Here is a 17,771-nt window from a genome sequence, read left to right as displayed (position 1 = left end):
AATGTAGTAAAACTACACGCCGCCGGTGCACACTCCGGTAATCCAAGAATTCACGACGTCTGCCCATAAGGCCAGTCGCAAACTCAGGCCCCCGATTCTGGTGGCCTTTCCGCCCTGGAGCAAGCCATGCAAGACCTCGATCCAATCGAAACCCAGGAATGGCTGGATGCCCTGGAGTCGGTCCTCGACAAAGAAGGCGAAGACCGCGCTCATTACCTGATGACCCGCATGGGCGAGCTGGCCACCCGTAGTGGCTCCCAGCTGCCATACGCAATCACCACGCCATACCGCAACACCATCCCCGTCACCCACGAAGCACGCATGCCTGGCGACCTGTTCATGGAACGCCGCATTCGCTCGATGGTGCGTTGGAACGCGCTGGCCATGGTGATGCGCACCAACCTGAAGGACTCGGACCTGGGTGGCCACATCTCCAGCTTCGCCTCCAGTGCCACCCTGTACGACATCGGCTTCAACTACTTCTTCCAGGCCCCGACCGAAGAACACGGCGGCGACCTGATCTTCTTCCAGGGCCACGCTTCGCCAGGCGTCTACGCCCGTGCCTTCATGGAAGGCCGCATCAACGAAGACCAGATGAACAACTTCCGTCAGGAAGTGGACGGCAAAGGCCTGTCTTCGTACCCGCACCCATGGCTGATGCCTGACTTCTGGCAGTTCCCGACCGTTTCCATGGGTCTGGGCCCGATCCAGGCGATCTACCAGGCGCGCTTCATGAAGTACCTGGAAGCCCGTGGCTTCATCCCGGCCGGCAAGCAGAAGGTCTGGTGCTTCATGGGCGACGGCGAGTGCGACGAGCCGGAATCCCTGGGCGCGATCGCCCTGGCCGGCCGCGAGAAGCTGGACAACCTGATCTTCGTCATCAACTGCAACCTGCAGCGCCTCGACGGCCCGGTTCGCGGCAACGGCAAGATCATCCAGGAACTCGAAGGCGTGTTCCGTGGCGGTGGCTGGAACGTCAACAAGGTCGTCTGGGGCCGTTTCTGGGACCCACTGTTCGCCAAGGACACCAACGGTGCCCTGCAGCGTCGCATGGACGAAGTCATCGACGGCGAGTACCAGAACTACAAAGCCAAAGACGGCGCCTACGTGCGTCAGCACTTCTTCAACACCCCAGAGCTCAAGGCCATGGTCGAAGACCTGTCCGACGACGAGATCTGGAAGCTCAACCGTGGCGGCCACGACCCGTACAAGGTCTATGCGGCCTACCACCAGGCGGTCAACCACAAAGACCAGCCGACCGTCATCCTGGCCAAGACCATCAAGGGTTACGGTACCGGTGCCGGCGAAGCCAAGAACACCGCGCACAACACCAAGAAGGTCGACGTCGACAGCCTGCGTCACTTCCGTGACCGCTTCGACATCCCGGTCAAGGACAGCGAGCTCGAGAACCTGCCGTTCTTCAAGCCCGAAGAAGGTTCCGCCGAAGCCAAGTACCTGGCCGAGCGCCGTTCCGCACTGGGTGGCTTCGTGCCACAGCGCCGCGCGAAGAGCTTCAGCGTGCCGACCCCGCCACTGGAAACCCTGAAGGCGATCCTGGACGGTTCGGGCGACCGCGAAATCTCCACCACCATGGCCTTCGTGCGGATCCTCGCGCAGCTGGTCAAGGACAAGGAAATCGGCCAGCGCATCGTTCCGATCATCCCGGACGAAGCCCGTACCTTCGGTATGGAAGGCATGTTCCGCCAGCTGGGCATCTACTCGTCGGTCGGCCAGCTCTACGAGCCAGTCGATAAAGACCAGGTGATGTTCTACCGCGAAGACAAGAAGGGCCAGATCCTCGAGGAAGGCATCAACGAAGCCGGCGCCATGTCGTCGTTCATCGCTGCCGGTACCTCGTACAGCTGCCACAACCAGCCGATGCTGCCGTTCTACATCTTCTACTCGATGTTCGGCTTCCAGCGTATCGGTGACCTGGCCTGGGCCGCTGGCGACAGCCGCACCCGTGGCTTCCTGATCGGCGGTACCGCCGGCCGTACCACCCTCAACGGTGAAGGCCTGCAGCACGAAGACGGTCACAGCCACATGATGGCGGGCACCATCCCGAACTGCCGCACCTATGATCCGACCTACGGCTACGAGCTGGCGGTGATCATCCAGGACGGCATGAAGAAGATGACCGAAGAGCAACAGGACATCTTCTACTACATCACCGTGATGAACGAATCCTACCAGCAGCCAGCCATGCCGGCCGGTGTCGAGGAAGGCATCATCAAGGGCATGTACCTGCTCGAGGACGACACTCGCGAAGCCGCGCACCACGTTCAGCTGATGGGCTCCGGCACCATCCTGCGCGAAGTTCGCGAAGCGGCGAAGATCCTGCGTGAAGAGTTCAACGTCGGTGCCGACGTGTGGAGCGTCACCAGCTTCAACGAACTGCGCCGCGACGGCCTGGCCGTGGAACGCGCCAACCGCCTGAAGCCTGGCCAGAAGCCAGAGCAGACCTACGTCGAGCAGTGCCTGGCTGGCCGCAAAGGCCCGGTTGTTGCCTCTACCGACTACATGAAGCTGTTCGCCGAGCAGATCCGTCAGTGGGTGCCGAGCAAAGAGTTCAAAGTCCTGGGTACCGATGGTTACGGTCGCAGCGACAGCCGCAAGAAGCTGCGTCACTTCTTCGAAGTCGACCGCCACTTCGTGGTGCTGGCTGCCCTGGAAGCCTTGGCTGACCGTGGCGAGATCGAACCGAAAGTGGTGGCTGACGCTATCGTCAAGTTCGGCATCGATCCGGACAAGCGCAACCCACTGGACTGCTGAGGAGTATTTTTAAGTGAGCGAACTCATTCGCGTACCTGACATCGGCAGCGGTGAAGGTGAAATCATCGAGCTGTTCGTCAAGGTCGGTGACCGTATCGAGGCCGACCAGAGCCTGCTGACCCTGGAGTCCGACAAGGCCTCCATGGAGATCCCGGCGCCCAAGGCCGGTGTCATCAAGGAACTGAAGGTCAAGCTGGGCGACCGCCTGAAAGAAGGCGACGAACTGCTGGTGCTGGAAGCCGAGGGCGCCGCTGCGGCGCCCGAGGCTCCGGCCGCGGCACCTGCCCAGGCTGCCGCACCGGCTCCGGCTGCTGAAGCTGCCCCTGCTGCCGCCCCGGCTGCAGCACCTGCCGCTGCCAGCGTGCAGGACATCCACGTGCCGGATATCGGTTCGTCGGGCAAGGCCAAGATCATCGAAGTGCTGGTCAAGGTCGGCGATACCGTCGAAGCCGACCAGTCGCTGATCACCCTGGAGTCCGACAAGGCCTCCATGGAGATCCCGTCGCCTGCTGCTGGCGTGGTCGAAGAAGTCCTGTGCAAGCTCGAAGATGAAGTCGGCACTGGCGACCTGATCTTCAAGCTCAAAGTCGCTGGCGCTGCCCCGGCTGCAGCACCGGCTCCGGCCGCTGCTGCACCTGCCAAGGCTGAAGCTGCTCCGGCTGCCGCACCTGCTGCTGCTCCGGCTGCCGCTGCGCCTGCTCCGGTTGCCACCGCACCGGCTGCCGGCAACAACGCCAAGGTTCACGCCGGCCCGGCGGTTCGCCAACTGGCCCGTGAATTCGGTGTCGAGCTGGGCGCGGTTGCCGCTACCGGCCCGCACGGCCGCATCCTGAAAGAAGACGTGCAGGTCTACGTCAAAGCGATGATGCAGAAGGCCAAGGAAGCACCGGCAGCCGCCGGCGCAACCGGCGGCGCTGGCATCCCGCCGATCCCGGCCGTGGACTTCAGCAAGTTCGGTGAAGTGGAAGAAGTGGCCCTGACCCGCCTGATGCAGGTCGGTGCCAACAACCTGCACCGCAGCTGGCTGAACGTGCCGCACGTGACCCAGTTCGACTCCGCCGACATCACCGAGCTGGAAGCCTTCCGCGTAGCGCAGAAGGCCGTGGCCGAGAAGGCTGGCGTCAAGCTGACCGTGCTGCCACTGCTGCTCAAGGCCTGCGCCTTCCTGCTCAAGGAACTGCCGGACTTCAACAGCTCGCTGGCGCCAAGCGGCAAGGCCATCATCCGCAAGAAGTACGTGCACATCGGCTTTGCCGTGGACACCCCGGACGGCCTGCTGGTCCCTGTGATCAAGAACGTCGACCAGAAGAGCCTGCTGCAACTGGCTGCCGAAGCCGCGGCCCTGGCCGAGAAGGCGCGCACCAAGAAGCTGTCGGCCGACGACATGCAGGGCGCCTGCTTCACCATCTCCAGCCTCGGCCACATTGGCGGCACCGGCTTCACGCCGATCGTCAACGCGCCTGAGGTGGCGATCCTCGGTGTGTCCAAGGCCACCATGCAGCCGGTCTGGGATGGCAAGGCCTTCCAGCCGAAGCTGATGCTGCCGCTGTCGCTGTCCTATGATCACCGCGTGATCAACGGCGCTGCCGCCGCGCGCTTCACCAAGCGCCTGGGCGACGTGCTGGGCGATATCCGCACCATGCTGCTGTAACACGCAGCCAACCTGCCTTCCTTCGGGGAGGCAGGTACCTTTTTCGAGCTGCCACGCTCGTACCTCAACCCCGTCGATTGGCGGGGCTTTTTTTTGCCTGCAAGGGCCTCATCGCCGGCTTGCCGGCGATTGGGCCCGAACTACAGTTTCCCGCCCCGCCGCCGAAAACATACACATGACACGCCACATGGCCGCTTGCCAGCCCTGGGGACATGATGCAACCTTGCCAGATGCGCCGCCGCCCAGGCCGCGTCTCCCTCTTCAAGCGAGTCTTCGATGAAAAGCCAACCCGATGCCGCCAGCCGTGTGGCGGCCGAGGTCGTCACGCAGCTTCCCGTGCCCTCGCGGCTCGGCATGCTGCGTTTCGAAAGGCTCAACGAAGCGACCTGGGCGATGCTCTACCTCGACCCCGCCTGCGAGCGCCAGTTCGGGCTGCCAGCCTCCGAGCTGTGCGCGCTGATCGACGCGCCGTATGCCAGCCTCATGGAACCGGAAGCGCGCTACCGGCTGCACGACGAAATCCAGCTGCAGCTCAACCGCCGCAGCTATTACCGTGTGCGCTACACCTTGCACGCACAGTCACGCACCCTACGCATACTGGAGGCCGGCGAAGCGTTCAAGCAGCACAACCGCCAGCTGCTGCGCGGGTTTCTCACGGTGCTCGATGACGAAGACGCGGAGCTGGAAGCCAACGACCTCGAATCACGCAACAACCGCCTCGAACTGGCCCTGCAACTCAACCAGCGCGCCCAGCAAGAGCAGCTCGAACACCTGGAGCGCGTGCGCGGCCAGCAGGACCTGATCCTGCGTCTGGCCCGCCAACGCTACAGCGCCGAGAACTCGCTGCTGGAAGCCGCGCAGTTGATCACCCGCAGTGCCTGCGAAATCTACAAAGTCGACAGCGCCAGCATCTGGCACCTGGAAGAGCAGCGCCTGGAGCCGATCAGCGCCTGGCTGCGCAACGAGCAGATCCATCGCCTGCCCGACCCTATCGACGCCAGCCGCTTTCCCGACTACCTGGAAGCCCTGCACGCCAGCCGCGCCATCGATGCGCACAACGCCAACCACGATCCGCGTACCCGTGAACTGGCCGAGAGCCTGTACGCCGACAACAACGCCATGCTCGACGCCAGTATCCGTGTCGATGGCCAGGTGGTTGGCGTGCTGTGCCTGGAGCAGACCGGCCAGCCGCGCACCTGGCAATCGGATGAAATCGCCTTCGCCGGCGAGCTGGCCGACCAGTTCGCCCAGGTCATCACCAACCACAACCGGCGCACCGCCGCCAGCGCCCTGCACCTGTTCCAGCGCGCCGTGGAGCAGAGCGCCAGCGCGTTCCTGCTGGTCAACCGCGATGGCGTGGTGGAATACGTCAACCCCAGCTTCACGGCGATCACCCAGTACAGCACCGAGGAGGTCCAGGGCCACCACCTGGCCGAGCTGCCAGCGCTGGAAAACCTCAGCGAACTGCTGTTCGATTCGCCGTCGAGCCTGGCCATGGGCAACAGCTGGCAAGGCGAGTTCAAGAGCCGGCGCAAGAACCTCGAACCGTACTGGGGCCAGCTGTCGATCTCCAAGGTCTACGGCGACAACCGCGAGCTGACCCACTACATCGGCATCTACGAAGACGTCACCCAGACCAAGCTGGCCCAGCAGCGCATCGAGCGCCTGGCCTACACCGACAACCTGACCAACCTGGGCAACCGCCCAGCGTTCATCCGCAGCCTCGACGAGCGCTTCGCCCGCGAAGGCGACAGCTCGACCTGCCTGCTGCTGGTGGACATCGACAACTTCAAGCGGATCAACGACAGCCTCGGCCACCAGACCGGCGACAAACTGTTGATCAGCCTGGCCCGGCGCCTGCGCAACAGCCTCAGCGCCAGTGGCGTGCTGGCCCGTTTCGCCAGCAACGAATTCGCCGTGCTGCTCGACGACACCAGCCTGGAAGACGGCCAGGGCGTGGCGCTGCAACTGCTGCGCACCCTCGACAAGCCGATGTTCGTCGACAACCAGTTGATCAACGTGACCGCTTCGGTGGGCCTGGCCTGCGCGCCGCTGCACGGCAGCGACCCGACCACCCTGATGAAGAACGCAGGCCTGGCCTTGCACAAGGCCAAGGCCAACGGCAAGCATCAGGTGCAGGTGTTCACCGAAGTGCTCAATGCCGAGGCCAGCTACAAGCTGTTCGTCGAGAACAACCTGCGCCGCGCCCTGACCCAGAACGAACTGGAGGTGTTCTACCAGCCCAAGCTGTGCCTGCGCAGCGGTCGCCTGCTGGGCCTGGAGGCGCTGCTGCGCTGGAACCACCCCGAGCGCGGCATGATCCGCCCCGACCAGTTCATCAGCGTGGCCGAGGAAACCGGCCTGATCATCCCCATCGGCAAGTGGGTGGTCCGCCAGGCGTGCTGCATGAGCCAGCAACTGCGCGAGGCCGGCATGGGCAACCTGCACGTGGCCATCAACCTCTCGCCCAAGCAGTTTTCCGACCCTGACCTGGTGGCGTCGATCGGCACGATCCTCAAGGAAGAAGCCCTGCCCCCGCACCTGCTGGAGCTGGAGCTGACCGAAGGCCTGCTGCTGGAGGCCAGCGAAGACACCCACCGCCAGCTCGACGAGCTCAAGGCCCTGGGCCTGACCCTGGCCATGGACGACTTCGGCACGGGTTATTCGTCGCTGAGCTACCTGAAGAAGTTTCCGATCGACATCATCAAGATCGACCGCAGCTTCATCAACGAGATCCCCGACAACCAGGACGACATGGAGATCACCTCGGCGGTGGTGGCCATGGCCCACAACCTCAAGCTCAAGGTGGTGGCCGAAGGGATCGAGACGCCGGAGCAGTTGGCGTTCCTGCGTCGGCACCGCTGCGACGTGGGCCAGGGCTACCTGTTCGACCGGCCGATTCCGGGGCGTGAGCTGGCGGAAAAACTCAAGCGCTATCCGCGCGGTCCAATGGACTGACAGCTGCGTTAACCTCGGGCACTATAGAGTCCATTCGGGCCTCATCGCCGGCAAGCCGGCTCCCACAGGTGCCCCACATTGCTCAAGCCCTGTGGTGTACCTGTGGGAGCCGGCTTGCCGGCGATGGCCCCAACACCTATCCAACTGACATACAGAGGAACGGCCATGGTCCTGCGTTCGGAAATCCTGGTGAACAAAAACGTCATGCCAACCGCCGAGCAAGCCCTGCCCGGCCGCGAAACCCCGATGACCCTGCCCGAGTTCCACTACGTGTTCGAAGGCACCCCGCTGCTCGGCCCGTTCTTCGAAGGCAGCATCGACTTCGCCATCTTCGGCCTGGGCTGCTTCTGGGGCGCCGAGCGCCGTTTCTGGCAGCGTGAAGGCGTGGTCAGCACCGTGGTCGGCTATGCCGGCGGCTTCACCCCCAACCCCACCTACGAAGAAGTCTGCTCGGGCCTGACCGGCCACACCGAAGTGGTGCTGGTGGTGTTCGACAAGGACCGGGTCAGCTACCGCGAGCTGCTGGCGATGTTCTGGGAGCTGCACAACCCGACCCAAGGCATGCGCCAGGGCAACGACATCGGCACCCAGTACCGCTCGGCCATCTTCTGCACCTCGCCGCAGCAGCTCGAAGAAGCCCAGGCCAGCCGCGACGCCTTCCAGGCCGAGCTGAGCAAGGCCGGCTTTGGCGAGATCACCACCGAGATCGACCAGGCACCGACCGTGTACTTCGCCGAGGCCTACCACCAGCAGTACCTGGCCAAGAACCCAGACGGCTACTGCGGCATCGGCGGCACCGGCGTGTGCCTGCCGCCCAGCCTGCAAGGCAACTGAGCCATGGCCACGATGACCCTGTTCCACTCGCCGTTGTCGCCGTTCGTGCGCAAGGTCATGGTGGTGCTGCACGAGACCGGCCAGCTTGACCGCGTGGCCCTGCAGCCGGTGAACATCAGCCCGGTCAGCGGTGACGAGCAGCTCAACCGGGGCAACCCGATCGGCAAGATCCCGGCCCTGCGCCTGGAAGACGGCACCGTGCTGCACGACAGCCGGGTGATCTGCGAGTACCTCGACCTGCAGCATGTCGGCCTGCCGCTGCTGCCCCGCGAGGGCTCGGCGCGCTGGCGGCGCATGGCCCTGATGTCGCAGGCCGATGCGATCATGGACGCGGCAGTGTCGTCGCGCTATGAAAGCTTCTTGCGACCGGAGGACAAACGCTGGGATGGCTGGCTGGAGGCGCAGGGCGAGAAGATCCGGCGCAGCCTCGCCAACCTGGAGCAGGAGCACCTGGCGGAGCTGATTTCGGGGTTTGATCTGGTTGCGATTGGCGTGGCCTGTGCGCTGGGGTATCTGGACCTGCGCCAGCCTGAGTTTGGCTGGCGGGAGCGCCAGCCAGGGTTGGCTGCCTGGTATGCCGAGGTGAGCAAGCGGCCGTCGATGGTCGCCACGGCACCGGTGGCCTGACAGACCGCTATCGCCGGCAAGCCGGCTCCCACAGGTTCCCCGCAGTCCTTGAACTGCGCGCTGTACCTGTGGGAGCAACTCAACTTCTAAAAGCTGACGCGATCCCTGTGGGAGCCGGCTTGCCGGCGATAGGGCCGGTACAGCCTAAAACCATCAGCAGTCAGGCTTGCCCGCGGTAAACCGCTTCGCCGGGTTCACCGCCGCCTTGAACTCGCGCAGCGCCTTGGCCCCCACCAGCAGCGGATAGTTGAAGCTGCTGCGGTCCACCAGGTTCACCTCCACGGTGCGCTTCTCATCCCCCAGGCACAGCTCCAGGTCGACCACCGGACGCTGCGAAAGCTCCGGCGCATCGCCCTCCTCCTCTTCGTCGGAGCGGTTCTTGATCTTGCTGATGCGCGCCAGCTTGTGCTCGTAGACCTTGCCGTCGGCATCCTTGGTCGCCAGGCGGAAGCGCACCCAGTCGTCGCCGTCACGGGTAAAACGCTCGATATCCTTGGCCGACAGCGATGCGGTGTAGGCACCGGTATCCATCTTGGCTTTCAGCGTTTCGCCAAGCTCAGGCAAGGCAATGTTCTCGTAACGACCATAGATTGTCGGCTCGGCAGCCATGACCGGCAGCGCCAGCAGCGATAACAGGGCAAGCATGGATTTCACAGGGCAGGCTTCCTTGTAAGGGTTCAGTGCTTAGACTGCACGGGCAGGATAGGTTCGCTGATACAAGGCTAAACAACATAATGTGAAACATTTGTCCCCGTCGCAGGCAATTGCACATTTGGCGTAGGACGCAGCCCTGCTTATCATTGCCACCTGCTTACTTTCACAACACGAGTTTCCTTATGCGTCGCCTGTTCACTGGCATTCTCACGACCACCCTGCTGCTGCTCAACACTGTGGTGTTGATCTGCCCGCTGCTGGTCTTCGCCCTGCTCAAACTGGTCCTGCCGGGCCGTGGGCGTGACTACGCCTCGTGGGCGGTGATGTGGGTGGCCGAAACCTGGTCGGAAATCGACAAGGCCATTTTCGCCCTGTGCATCCCGACCCAGTGGGATATCCGCGGCGTCGAGAACCTGCGCAAGGACACCTCGTACCTGGCCGTCAGCAACCACCAGACCTGGGTCGACATCCCGGCGCTGATCGAGAGCCTCAACCGGCGCACGCCGTTCTTCAAGTTCTTCCTCAAGAAGGAACTGATCTGGGTGCCGCTGCTGGGCCTGGCCTGGTGGGGGCTGGATTACCCGTTCATGAAGCGCTACAGCAAAGCGTTTCTGGACAAGCACCCCGAACTCAAGGGCAAGGACCTGGAGATCACCAAGGCCGCCTGCGAGCTGTTCAAGCGCCAGCCGGTGACCGTGGTCAACTACCTGGAAGGCACGCGCTTCACCGAGGCCAAGCACCGGGAACAACAATCACCTTATCGCTACCTGCTCAAGCCCAAGGCGGGCGGCGTGGCGTTCGTGCTGGCGGCGCTGGGCGAGCAGCTCGATGCGCTGCTGGACGTGACCATCGTCTATCCCGGCAACCAGGCGCCAGGCTTCTGGGCCCTGCTCAACGGCAGCATCAGTCGGGTGATTATCGACATTCGCGTGCGTGAACTGGACCCGGCCTTGTGGGCGGGGGATTACGAGAATGATCCGGCCTTCCGCCAGACTGTGCAGGCCTGGGTGAATCAGGTGTGGGAGGAGAAGGATCAGCGGATCGAGCAGTTGCGCTCGGAAATGCGTTGACCTGATCGGGCCCTATCGCCGGCAAGCCGGCTCCCACAAGTACACCACCGCTCTCAAGGCCTGCGCCATACCTGTGGGAGCCGGCTTGCCGGCGATAGGGCCCTGATACACACCCACTAATCCCCATTAAAACCCTGACTAATAGTCAACATTAGGAATACTTCTTTGTCACACCCCACCTAAGTGGATAAAAATCGATCAAAGCACAACTACAAAAAAGCCTGGATCGATCAATGGCCAACCCACCTAGCTCCGCCCCGCCCCAACTTCGCCGTGTCCTCGGCCTGCCCGCCCTGGTGTTCTTCGGCCTGGTCTACATGGTCCCGCTGACCATCTTCACCACCTACGGCATCGTCACCGAGCTCACCGGTGGCCGCACCGCCGGCGCCTACTTGGTTACCCTCGTGGCCATGCTGTTCACCGCCGCATCCTACAGTTTCATGGTCAAGCGCTTCCCGGTCGCAGGCTCGGCGTACTCCTATACCAACATGGCCTTCGGCCAGAACGTCGGCTTCCTGGCAGGCTGGTCGCTGCTGCTCGACTACCTGTTCCTGCCGATGATCAACTACCTGCTGATCGGCCTGTTCCTCAACATCGCCTTCCCGGCGGTGCCCGCCTGGGCCTTCGTGCTCGCCTCCATCGCCCTGGTGACCGTGCTCAACGTGGTCGGCATCAACTCGGTGGCCAAGACCAGCAACCTGATCGTCGGCGCGCAGATCGTGTTCATCGGCGTGTTCGTGGCGCTGTCGTGGCAGACCCTGGGCAACGGCCAGCCAATCGACTGGCTGACGCCGCTGCGCGGTGATGGCAGCGCACCCGGCTTCGGCCCGCTGATGGCTGGCGCTGCGGTACTGTGCCTGTCGTTCCTGGGTTTCGACGCTGTTTCCACCCTGGCCGAGGAAAGCCGCGACGCCCGCCGCGACGTGCCGCGTGCCATCATTCTCACCACCCTGTTCGCCGGCCTGCTGTTCACCGTGCTGGCCTATGTGAGCCAGCTGGTGCTGCCGGGCAGCACCTTCGCCAACGCCGATGCCGCCGCCAACGAAGTGATGTTCAAGGCTGGCGGGCAGTTCCTGGCCAACTTCTTCACCGCCGCCTATGTCGCTGGCAGCCTGGGTTCGGCACTGGCCTCCCAAGCAGCGGTGTCGCGCATTCTCTACACCATGGGGCGTGACCGGGTGCTGCCGCAGCGTACCTTCGGCCACCTGTCGCCACGCCTCGGCACGCCGGTGTTCGCCATTCTGCTGGTGTCGGCGTTTTCGCTGCTGGCGCTGGTGATCGACCTGTCCACCCTCGCCTCGCTGATCAGCTTTGGCGCGCTGGTGGCGTTCTCGGCGGTGAACCTGGCGGTGGTGAAGACCCACCTGATGGACGATAGCGCACAGCGCAACCTCAAAGGCCTGCTGTGCTATGGCGCGGTGCCGCTGGTGGGGTTGAGCCTGACGCTGTGGCTGTGGACCAGCCTGTCGGCGCTGACCTTGGTGATTGGACTGTGCTGGTTCGCGCTAGGGCTTGCGTATCTGGCGGTACTGACTGCCGGCTTCCGTCGCCCGGTAAGCTTGGTGGACTTCTCCGAAGCCGCCTGACTGGAAATGTGTGCTGGCTGCACCGGCCTCATCGCCGGCAAGCCGGCTCCCACAGGTACCCCACAGAGCTTGAATGCTGTGCTGTACCTGTGGGAGCCGGCTTGCCGGCGATAGGGCCAGCAGTGTCCCTACAGGACCCTCAGACCGAAGGCTGAGCCAGCGGCGCCGGCGTAGTCCACAGGCTACCCAGATTCTGCAACAACGACCCGGCAATCCCCTGTTGCCCCAGGTACTGCAGAATCAACGGCGCAAACTGGCCGATCATCCCGGTGTCCATCCCCAACGCCTTGAACGCAGTGTCCAGGTCGTTGCGGTTCTCGACGTTGTTGCCCAGGGCATTGCTCAGCGCCGACTGGCTTTCGCTGTTCTTGCCCAGCAACTCGCCCAGGCCACTCAAGCCGCCCAGCGCGTTGGCGCCCGACAGCAGGTCGAGGCCGGGCACGGCCTTGGTCAGCTGGCCATAGTCCTCGCTGCTCAGGTTATTGCGCGCCAGGCCCAGCATGGCCCCTGCCCCGCCCACGGCCTGCTCGGGGGTGATCTTCAATTCGCTCCCCAGGGTATTGAGCAGATTGGCCTGCCCCTCGGGCGCCTGCACCTGGCCCTGCTGGTTTTGGTTCTGCATGGCCGACACGGCGTTGGCGGCGTCGCTGAGGTTGAAGGCGAACACCGGGCTTGCGGCCAGGGTCATCAGGGTTGCCAGGGTGAATGCTTTCATTGGGAGGGACCTCGTGGGCCGGGATGGCCGGGGAAACGAGGCATTCGACTCGGCGTTCGGGGGTTTGTTCCGGGCCGGTTGTCGAGACTATCAAGCGGTCCCAGACAGGCGCATCGACCTGTTATTTCTACCAGTAGCAGCATGCGCCAGGTGTCGAGATACTGATGCCCATTTCAGCGCATCAAGCAGGCCAAGCCAATGAAGAAGGATGCTGATTCCACCCGTCAACCACATTCATATGCCTATACATCGTATGGCTATGCAAACAATGTAGCCGAGCACGAAAACCTGCTGGCGTTCAACGGACAGCACCGTGATACCTCAACGGGCGTCTACATGCTTGGCAATGGTCATCGTTGCTACAACCCTACGCTGCAGAGATTTCAATCCCCGGATGAATTGAGCCCGTTTGATGCAGGCGGCATCAATGCATATGCCTACTGCAATGGCGACCCGATAAACATGATAGACCCATCGGGACAGTCCGCCTTTAGTAGTTTAATCAAGGGCATATTAAACGCACTCCATTTACGGAAAAAAGGGGCGTCTAAATACCCGCAACACAGTGCATCACCAGCCCGCTCAGAAACATTTCTGGCTACCAATCATCGCTCTGAAGCGCCACTTAGTCGCTCTACACCAAGTTTGCCGGCTTATACAGAAGACGTACCATCCGGTCACACCACACAAGAAACCTCAAGAGCAATGACAGATGAACAGGCAAAAGTACAATCTCAAAAACTAGATCAAAAAGCCAAGAAATACGAAACAGCTGCCAATCAACAATGGCTTTTCCAAGTCTATGGGAAACAAATAAAAGGGGAAAAAGTAAACGCTAGAGATTTAGAGCGCATTAAAAAAATCAGAACAGCGCAGAAAAATCTAGAGGACAAAGCGCGTTTCATCAGAAATCACAAGCAGCAACCACCACCAAAATATCGGAAATGAATAAAACATCTAAACCTTTGAAAACCTATGGCTCTGCCTTCATGGCATCTATGCATGCGCTTGAGGCACTGCGGGCTCTTCTTGAGACCGCGCTGATCCAGGCGCAGATGCCAGTGGTGCCGCGGACTCTGCATTAGGGTTCAAGCTGTGTGTTGTCTGGTCTGGCCTCATCGCCGGCAAGCCGGCTCCCACAGGGATAGCCACTGGCCTCAGGTCCTGCGCAGGACATTGTGGGAGCCGGCTTGCCGGCGATAGGGCCAGGCCTGGCAATAAAGAACTTTCAGGGAGATCAAACAATGACCACCGAAGACACCAAGACCACCGTAGGCAAGACCTTCTTCTTCCAAGCCGAAGGCCAAACCCAACCGCTGTTCTGCATCGCCCCAGGCATCCCCTGCCAAAGCGCCCGCGAACAAGCCTCGGAGCTAATGGGCTACGTGCGCGACATGACCCTCACAGGCTTGATGGAAGGCGACCAGCAACTGATCTGGGCCTCCCACTACCTCAGCGCCATGGCCAAGGCGCTGCTGGATGACGCCGAGTTGGGAATGATGCACTGATACCCGGTACCTGATATTTCTGCCAGTTTCATAATCCCTGCAACTGTTCAGAATGAACGTACTCAACACCACTGCAGGGGACCGAAGCCATGAGCAACTCATTGTTCTTCTACCAAGGTGACAAGCTCATCACCGTAAAACAGGGTGATCAGCATCGCAGCATCTTCCGCCATGCGGACATGCCGCTGGCCGAGCAGCAATCGGACGACCCAGCGGGCAACGGGCTGCTGGTAACCGACGACAAGGGTTCTGTGCTGCAAGTATTGGACGCCGATAAAAACGAAGCCCCTCAATAGAGGGGCTTCTTCATTTCAATCACTTCACGCCGCACTGAAGGTCTTGTGCGGATCGATCACAAACTTCTTCGGCACACCCGCATCGAACTCACCATAGCCTTCCGGTGCCTGGTCGAGGCTGATCACTTGCACGCCCACCACTTCGGCGATGTTGATGCGATCCCACATGATCGCCTGCATCAGCTGACGGTTGTACTTCATGGTCGGGGTCTGGCCGGTGTGGAAGCTGTGCGATTTCGCCCAGCCCAGGCCAAAGCGAATGCTCAGCGCGCCGATCTTGGCAGCAGCATCGACCGCGCCCGGGTCTTCGGTCACGTACAGGCCAGGAATACCGATGTTGCCGGCAACGCGGGTCACCTGCATCAGCGAGTTCAGCACGGTAGCCGGGGCCTCGTGCTTGGCGCCTTCATGACCATGACCACGGGCTTCGAAGCCTACGGCATCGACGGCACAATCCACTTCAGGCTCACCGAGGATATCGATGATCTGCTCGTGCAGCGGGGTGTCCTTGGACAGGTCGACCACTTCGAAGCCCTGGGACTTGGCGTGTGCCAGGCGCAATGGGTTGAGGTCGCCGACGATGACGCAGGCAGCGCCCAACAAGCGGGCCGAGGCAGCCGCGGCCAGGCCGACCGGGCCGGCGCCCGCGACGTAAACGGTGCTGCCTGGGCCAACGCCGGCCGTCACGGCACCGTGGTAACCGGTTGGCAGGATATCGGACAGGCAGGTCAGGTCACGGATCTTCTCCATGGCCTTGTCGCGATCCGGCAGTTTCAGCAGGTTGAAGTCGGCGTAGGGCACCAGCACGTACTCGGCCTGGCCGCCGGTCCAGTCGCCCATGTCGACATAACCGTAGGCACCACCGGCGCGGGCCGGGTTGACGGTGAGGCAGACGCCGGTGTGCATCTCTTTGCACGAGCGGCAGCGGCCGCAGGCGACGTTGAACGGTACGGACACCAGGTCACCGATCTTCAGGCGTTCGACGTCACGCCCCATCTCGACGATTTCACCGGTGATTTCGTGGCCCAGCACCAGGCCGACCTGGGCAGTGGTGCGGCCGCGGACCATGTGCTGGTCGGAGCCGCAGATGTTGGTGGAGACCACCTTGAGGATGACGCCGTGTTCGATCTTCTTGCCGCGCGGGTCCTGCATTTTCGGGTAGTCGATCTTCTGTACTTCGACCTTGCCAGCGCCGAGATACACCACTCCACGATTGCCAGACATGCTCTTACCTCGCTTGATTTGTATTTATGCAGCGTTGGTTGAAGCGCCGCCATCCGTGGGCGGCATGGGGTACTGGGATGCAGGGAATTGTGGGCCTGATGGGGGATGTCGCAGTGACTGGAAACGACAGGGAGATGCCTTTTTACGGCAGGGGAAAAGGGGTTGGGCCAATCGCCGGCAAGCCGGCTCCCACAGGTACTGCGCCAGACTTGAGGCCTGTGGGGTACCTGTGGGAGCCGGCTTGCCGGCGATGAGGCCCGAGCGTTCGCTACAGAACCACAGTCCGATTGGCGTTAAGAAACACCCGCCGCTCGATGTGATACCCCACCGCCCGCGCCAGGGTCAGGCATTCGATATCCCGCCCCTTGGCAATCAAGTCTTCCGGATAGTGGCTGTGGTCCACCACCTCGACCCCCTGGGCAATGATCGGCCCTTCGTCGAGGTCGTTGTTGATGTAGTGCGCCGTGGCGCCGACCATCTTCACGCCCTTGTTGTACGCCTGGTGATAAGGCTTGGCGCCCTTGAACCCCGGCAGCAACGAGTGGTGAATGTTGATCGCCCAGCCATCCAGGCGCCGGCACAGCTCGGGCGACAGCACCTGCATGTAGCGGGCAAGGATCACCAACTCGGCGCCGCTTTCCTCGATCACCTGCAGCACCTTGCGCTCTTGCCCGGCCTTGTCCTTGGGGTCGAGGGCGAAGTGGTAGTAGGGAATCTTGTGCCACTGCGCCAGCGGCTCCAGGTCTGGGTGGTTGGACACCACCGCAACCACGTCCATCGACAGCTGGCCGATGCGCTGGCGATACAGCAGGTCGTTCAGGCAGTGGTCGGCCTTGGACACCATGATCACCACCTTGGGGCGGTGATTCGGCGCGGTCAGCTCGAAGGCCATGCCGAACGCTTCGCTGCGCTCGCCGAGGCCGGCACGAAAGCCCGCCTCGTCGAAATCGTCCGGCTGGCGGAATTCGACGCGAATGAAGAAGCGCCCCGACTGCCGGTCATCGAAGGAATGGTGCTCGGTGACGTAGCAGCGCTGCTCGAAGAGGTAACGCGTCACCACGTCGACGGTGCCGAGCATGCTCGGGCAGTCGGCGGTGAGAATCCAGGTATCCGGTGCCCGACTCATGTCATGTTCTCCTTAGGCCTCGATGCTCAGGCCGTACTCGGCCGAAGCGTCTTGCAGCCACAGCCACCAGTAGTCGGCGAAGCTGCGGCGAATCACCAGCTCCCAGGTGTCTTCGGCGGTGCGGCGGATCACCAGTTGCGACTTGGCGAACACGGTGCCCACGGCCTTGCCCACCGGGAAGTTGTTCGGATGAACATCATAGCTGGTGGATTTCATCAGCACTTCGCGCACGTTCGGGCCGCGCAGTTCCAGCAGGCTTTGCCCGCCGCTGACGTTGACCACCTGGATGTGCTTGCCTTCGAGGGCCGCGCGCAGCTTCTGTTCGACGGCGAACTCCTGGCCACCGGGGACGATCAGCAACCACTCGTCCGGCCCCATCCATTGCAGCGAGATCTCACTGTTGGCGACCACGGTCAGGGCCACCGGCAGCTCCAGGCCCAGGGCCTTGTGCACGCCTGCGGCGAACTCTGGGTCATGGCCGTCGCCACGCAGGGTCAGGTGACCGAGGAACTTCTTCTCGCGCAGGGTCACGCCTGCGTTCTTGCGGCCTTTGCCAACCAGGCTGGCCAGGTCGGCGTGGTGCAGTGGCGACTGGGCCTTGGCCTCGGCGCCGGGGTTTTGCTGGAAGACGTTGATAGCGCTCATTTCTAACCTGCCTTGAATTCTTGGTCGTCGAAGCGATGCAGACATCTGTCTTGTGGGGCCTTTGCCGGCCTCATCGCTGGCAAGCCAGCTCCCACAGGTACAGCA

At 62.5% G+C, this 17,771-nt stretch carries 15 protein-coding genes; 10 read left to right on the top strand and 5 right to left on the bottom strand.

Going from position 1 to position 17,771, the window contains the following annotated elements:
• The first annotated feature begins 126 nt into the window (after positions 1-126).
• The 5 genes from aceE to ACIPZB_RS02425 all read left to right on the top strand — a co-directional run bounded on the left by aceE (position 127) and on the right by ACIPZB_RS02425 (position 8,842).
• On the top strand, positions 127-2,772 hold the full coding sequence (aceE, locus tag ACIPZB_RS02445; protein WP_400638855.1) for a pyruvate dehydrogenase (acetyl-transferring), homodimeric type: 2,646 nt from the start codon (positions 127-129) through the stop codon (positions 2,770-2,772).
• Between the two features lie 13 nt (positions 2,773-2,785).
• A complete protein-coding gene (gene aceF / locus ACIPZB_RS02440) occupies positions 2,786-4,423 on the top strand; it encodes a dihydrolipoyllysine-residue acetyltransferase (protein WP_400638854.1) in 1,638 nt (545 codons plus the stop codon).
• A gap of 276 nt (positions 4,424-4,699) precedes the next feature.
• Positions 4,700-7,381: a putative bifunctional diguanylate cyclase/phosphodiesterase gene (locus tag ACIPZB_RS02435; RefSeq protein WP_400638853.1), complete on the top strand. Its 2,682-nt coding sequence runs from the start codon at positions 4,700-4,702 to the stop codon at positions 7,379-7,381.
• A 165-nt stretch (positions 7,382-7,546) separates the two neighbouring features.
• Positions 7,547-8,215 carry a peptide-methionine (S)-S-oxide reductase MsrA gene (gene msrA / locus ACIPZB_RS02430; RefSeq protein ID WP_008095919.1) on the top strand — a complete coding sequence of 223 codons (669 nt, stop codon included), beginning with the start codon at positions 7,547-7,549 and terminating at the stop codon, positions 8,213-8,215.
• A 3-nt stretch (positions 8,216-8,218) separates the two neighbouring features.
• Positions 8,219-8,842: a glutathione S-transferase gene (locus ACIPZB_RS02425; RefSeq protein ID WP_400638852.1), complete on the top strand. Its 624-nt coding sequence runs from the start codon at positions 8,219-8,221 to the stop codon at positions 8,840-8,842.
• A 153-nt stretch (positions 8,843-8,995) separates the two neighbouring features.
• On the opposite strand, the gene ACIPZB_RS02420 is transcribed toward ACIPZB_RS02425, so the two are convergent.
• The gene (locus tag ACIPZB_RS02420; protein ID WP_008095917.1) at positions 8,996-9,496 is read right to left on the bottom strand and encodes an ATP-dependent zinc protease; all 501 of its coding nucleotides are present in this window, start codon (positions 9,494-9,496) and stop codon (positions 8,996-8,998) included.
• Positions 9,497-9,678: 182 nt separating this feature from the next.
• On the opposite strand from ACIPZB_RS02420, the gene ACIPZB_RS02415 reads away from it, so the two are divergent.
• Both ACIPZB_RS02415 and ACIPZB_RS02410 read left to right on the top strand, forming a co-directional pair.
• A complete protein-coding gene (locus tag ACIPZB_RS02415; protein ID WP_400638851.1) occupies positions 9,679-10,566 on the top strand; it encodes an acyltransferase in 888 nt (295 codons plus the stop codon).
• Positions 10,567-10,799: 233 nt separating this feature from the next.
• Positions 10,800-12,152: an APC family permease gene (locus ACIPZB_RS02410; RefSeq protein ID WP_400638850.1), complete on the top strand. Its 1,353-nt coding sequence runs from the start codon at positions 10,800-10,802 to the stop codon at positions 12,150-12,152.
• A 139-nt stretch (positions 12,153-12,291) separates the two neighbouring features.
• Here ACIPZB_RS02410 and ACIPZB_RS02405 read toward each other — a convergent pair whose 3' ends face one another.
• Positions 12,292-12,867, bottom strand: a complete 576-nt coding sequence (locus ACIPZB_RS02405) for a DUF2780 domain-containing protein (RefSeq protein WP_400638849.1) — start codon at positions 12,865-12,867, stop codon at positions 12,292-12,294.
• Between the two features lie 198 nt (positions 12,868-13,065).
• On the opposite strand from ACIPZB_RS02405, the gene ACIPZB_RS02400 reads away from it, so the two are divergent.
• The 3 genes from ACIPZB_RS02400 to ACIPZB_RS02390 all read left to right on the top strand — a co-directional run bounded on the left by ACIPZB_RS02400 (position 13,066) and on the right by ACIPZB_RS02390 (position 14,671).
• The gene (locus ACIPZB_RS02400) at positions 13,066-13,815 is read left to right on the top strand and encodes an RHS repeat-associated core domain-containing protein (protein ID WP_400638848.1); all 750 of its coding nucleotides are present in this window, start codon (positions 13,066-13,068) and stop codon (positions 13,813-13,815) included.
• A 296-nt stretch (positions 13,816-14,111) separates the two neighbouring features.
• Positions 14,112-14,375 (top strand): DUF3077 domain-containing protein, encoded by a 264-nt coding sequence (locus tag ACIPZB_RS02395; RefSeq protein WP_400638847.1) that lies wholly within the window; start codon positions 14,112-14,114, stop codon positions 14,373-14,375.
• 89 nt (positions 14,376-14,464) lie between these two features.
• The gene (locus tag ACIPZB_RS02390; protein ID WP_400638846.1) at positions 14,465-14,671 is read left to right on the top strand and encodes a hypothetical protein; all 207 of its coding nucleotides are present in this window, start codon (positions 14,465-14,467) and stop codon (positions 14,669-14,671) included.
• Positions 14,672-14,695: 24 nt separating this feature from the next.
• Here the strand turns inward: ACIPZB_RS02390 and fdhA are convergent, their stop codons facing one another.
• From fdhA to ACIPZB_RS02375, 3 genes are all read right to left on the bottom strand, one after another.
• Positions 14,696-15,895 carry a formaldehyde dehydrogenase, glutathione-independent gene (fdhA, locus tag ACIPZB_RS02385; RefSeq protein WP_008095899.1) on the bottom strand — a complete coding sequence of 400 codons (1,200 nt, stop codon included), beginning with the start codon at positions 15,893-15,895 and terminating at the stop codon, positions 14,696-14,698.
• 268 nt (positions 15,896-16,163) lie between these two features.
• Positions 16,164-17,021 carry a formyltetrahydrofolate deformylase gene (gene purU, locus ACIPZB_RS02380; RefSeq protein WP_400638845.1) on the bottom strand — a complete coding sequence of 286 codons (858 nt, stop codon included), beginning with the start codon at positions 17,019-17,021 and terminating at the stop codon, positions 16,164-16,166.
• A 12-nt stretch (positions 17,022-17,033) separates the two neighbouring features.
• Positions 17,034-17,666: a sarcosine oxidase subunit gamma gene (locus ACIPZB_RS02375; protein ID WP_400638844.1), complete on the bottom strand. Its 633-nt coding sequence runs from the start codon at positions 17,664-17,666 to the stop codon at positions 17,034-17,036.
• Between the last annotated feature and the right edge of the window lie 105 nt (positions 17,667-17,771).

This window comes from Pseudomonas sp. NPDC089396 (genome assembly GCF_044749545.1).
Lineage (GTDB): Bacteria > Pseudomonadota > Gammaproteobacteria > Pseudomonadales > Pseudomonadaceae > Aquipseudomonas.
This window is presented reverse-complemented; position numbering and strand designations above follow the sequence as displayed.